The following is a 2,594-nucleotide window of genomic DNA, read 5'->3' as shown; positions in this document are numbered from 1 at the left end:
AGCCACCCACATATCGTTGAACACCGGGAAGATGGCATCTACCTCGCCCTTGTGCAGACCATCCGCCATGGCGGCAAAATTGCTGTAGCTCTTGTAGGCGACATCCAGCCTGCCGCCCAGTCCCAGCATGTTCACCATCTCCGGCACAATATCCCTGACGATGCCGGTCACCATCCCCTGCTTGTTCAAGCCGGAAAAAGGCATATAGCTTTCGAGTACGCCCACCCGCAGGGTCTGATGCTCCGCCACCCACTTCTTTTCGCCTGCCGTCAGGGTGGCAGTAATATTTGAGCGGCGGAAATACTTATCCCCCAGCTGCTTCGTCAAAAACGGCATGACCTGGTGCAAATCCTCCTGCGCCTTGTTCAGGTCCTGCAGCAAATCCTCCCTGCCCGCCGCCACACAGAGATAAAAATCCTTGGTGCCGCCGCTGACGAAGGACTCCAGCCCGTAGTTGGTAATGGCCGTGGCACTGGTCTCCCCCAGCACGGCATCCACCGTTCCCTCCTGCAAGGCAGAAACCGCCTCATCCGTATCCTTGTAGGCGTACACCTCCGCCTGAATATTCCGCTGTTTCAGGAACTGCCGCAGGCTGCTCTCCACAATCCCCGCTACCGTTCCCAGCCGCTTGCCGTCAAAGGAATGGGGATTTTCCGTAACAGAGCTGTCCGTGCTCCGCTTGAGGAAAATGTACCCTGTCTGCCCCATAGGCCGCTCCGGATACAAAAAGCTCCCCCTGCGCTCATCAGTTTTGGACAATCCGGCAAAAACATCTATCTCGCCCCGCAAAAATTTTGCATACAGCTCCTGAAAGGAACCGTACACATACTTATACCGCCAGTTGGCATAGGGAGCAAGACGCTGGTAATACTCATAGCAGTAGCCCTTTTTTACCTGCCCTTCCTCGGCGCCCTCCTGCCAGTTCACCTCCGGGTAATACGCTACGCGGACCACCTTCTGCCGGTAGCTGCTGCCACTGACTCTGCTCACGCTGCCGGTATCATCCGCCGACAGGGCCACAGAGGGAAGCAGTGCCGCCAGGCACAGCACAATCACCATGCTGAGGCAGAGAATTCCCTTCAGTCCGCCCGGCCTTATATCTCGGCATTTTTTCTCCATCGCCGCTCATCGCCTTTTATTTCTCCACAAAAAATATCACAGCAGGCAGCCCCATAACACGCCGCCTACTGTGATATTCGACACGCGAAGAAAAAATCCTCTTGTATGTTAAAAAATTAAATTATATTTTGCACTAGCTGTTTTCCTTTACAAAGCCCTCCGCAAAGCTTCTGCACTGGGCCAGTGCTTCATCATCCGGCGTGTTGTTGACAATCACTCCGTCGCCAAAGACATTGGCACCATGCTCCTTGCAACGTGCCTGCCAGTCCTCCATCCATTCGCCGCTGCCCCAGCCATAAGAGCCAAAAAGCCCTACCGGAACACCTTCGAGATGCTTCTCCAGCGCCGTAAACATCGGCTCAAACTCGGATTCCTCCAATACCTCGTTGCCCATGGCCGGACAGCCCAGCAGAAGGGCATCAAAGTTTCCCAGCTTCGAGGCAGGAAAACCCTCCGGGGTCAAAAGCTCCACCTCCGCCCCGGCTTCCCTCGCACCCTCGGCCATGGCCTGTGCCATCATCTCCGTATTGCCCGTACCGCTCCAATATACAACTGCTACCTTCATATTCTTCTTTCCTCCCGCTAATTATAGCTATTTATTTATCATCAGGCCGCACTGCAAATCATGGATTGCAGGCTCGCACCATCCTGCAGGCTGTCATACACCCTTTTGGTGCAGGCAGCGTAGCAGTGAAACAGGTGCAGGACGGCCTTCTCATTATCATACACCTTCCAGAAGCCGCACTGGCGGAAATTCCGTCCGCCATGCTGGATGAAGCCCTCCACGTCATGAGGCGGATAGCCAAGAAACAGGCCAATCTCATGAGGAAAGCCCTGCCGGCTGCCATCCTCCGCCAGCTTTGACGCCATGCGCTTTTTCAGATGGCCCAGCAGCTCATCCAGCCCGGCTCCCGGCGGATAGCCGCACATCGTCAGAATATCCTGTGCCATCCTGCGCCGCAGAAGCCTTTTCAGCACCACAGGGCGGTATATGAGAAACAGCACATGCGACTTCTGCTGCCTCAGCTCCATTACCTTCAGCCCCTTGCAGGCGAAGCACTGCTCATATATCCCGAAAAGATCCCGCAGCTCCTCCATGCTCCTGGCGGGCATAGCCACCATGCTGGCCGCCTTCAGTCCTGCCAGCGTCGGCGCGCAGTGCAGGGCCAGCAGCTGATCAAACTGTTTCCTGTCCATCCTCTCACCTCTCAATTGAATATTATTATCATTCGCAGAATTAATATAGCACAATTGAGAATTATTTTCAAGATGTTTTTTTACAGCCAGCAAAAAAGACCTGCCATATCAATATTATAATACAGCAGGCCACAATAACCAAAGCTATTCATGCCGAAAAACAGCCAACCCAAACTCCGGCTTTCATAACACTGTCATAACATTGTGTCCTGTGAACAGGAATTGCTTAATCAATCTATTTCTATTCATTCGGAGGAATTGCCTGAAATCTATTGGCA

3 protein-coding genes are annotated in these 2,594 nt (G+C 53.6%); all 3 read right to left on the bottom strand.

The genetic code is table 11. The features are described from left to right. Window positions 1-1,119 (bottom strand): transporter substrate-binding domain-containing protein (locus ACI3UA_RS04860; protein WP_439723705.1); only part of this gene is annotated, 1,119 nt, incomplete at its 3' end. Window positions 1,120-1,252: 133 nt separating this feature from the next. Then, on the bottom strand, window positions 1,253-1,684 hold the full coding sequence (locus ACI3UA_RS04855; protein ID WP_439723704.1) for a flavodoxin: 432 nt from the start codon (window positions 1,682-1,684) through the stop codon (window positions 1,253-1,255). Window positions 1,685-1,725: 41 nt separating this feature from the next. Beyond that, on the bottom strand, window positions 1,726-2,316 hold the full coding sequence (locus ACI3UA_RS04850; RefSeq protein WP_439723703.1) for a DUF3793 family protein: 591 nt from the start codon (window positions 2,314-2,316) through the stop codon (window positions 1,726-1,728). Window positions 2,317-2,594 lie beyond the last annotated feature (278 nt).

Source organism: Anaerovibrio sp., assembly GCF_051866355.1.
Classification (GTDB): domain Bacteria; phylum Bacillota; class Negativicutes; order Selenomonadales; family Selenomonadaceae; genus Anaerovibrio.
This window is presented reverse-complemented; position numbering and strand designations above follow the sequence as displayed.

Coding starts and splice junctions, on each gene's coding strand:
- ACI3UA_RS04855 (WP_439723704.1), bottom strand. CDS start 1,684: ATGAAGGTAGCAGTTGTATATTGGAGCGGTACGGGCAATACGGAGATG.
- ACI3UA_RS04850 (WP_439723703.1), bottom strand. CDS start 2,316: ATGGACAGGAAACAGTTTGATCAGCTGCTGGCCCTGCACTGCGCGCCG.